Genomic DNA, 424 nt, shown 5'->3' on the forward strand with positions numbered 1-424 from the left:
CCCGGACCGCCGTCGGCCGGGCCGTGGCCCGCGGCCGTGCCGGCGGGTCCGCCGGTGCGGGGGTGCGGGAGGAAGGTCTCGGGGACGGACGGGAGGCCCAGGAGCTCCGCCAGGCGCGGGGAGGCGGCCAGGGCTTCGGCGGCGCGGTGCTCCGCCGCGTGGGCGGCCTCGGCGGCGTCGGCGGCGTCGGCCGCGCGGGCGGCGGTGAGTTCGGCGCGGGATTCCGCGGAGGCTGCCTCGCGGGCGGCCTCGGCGGCGGAGCGGGCGGCTTCGCGGGACTCGTCCCAGGCGGCCACGGCGGCCTTCTCGGCGTCGCTGGCCGCGAGCGCGGCGCGGGCCGGGTCGGCGTCGGGGGCGGTGTCGTCGAGCCAGCCGGCGCGGACGGCGTCGGCGGTCTCCTGCTCGACCTCGGCGAGGCGGGCGC

1 protein-coding gene is annotated in these 424 nt (G+C 83.5%); it reads right to left on the reverse strand.

Translation table 11 applies throughout. The features are described from left to right. Positions 1–424 (reverse strand): hypothetical protein (locus SSNG_RS45225; protein WP_042800604.1); only part of this gene is annotated, 424 nt, incomplete at both ends.

It is taken from the genome of Streptomyces sp. C (assembly GCF_000158895.1).
Lineage (GTDB): Bacteria > Actinomycetota > Actinomycetes > Streptomycetales > Streptomycetaceae > Streptomyces > Streptomyces racemochromogenes.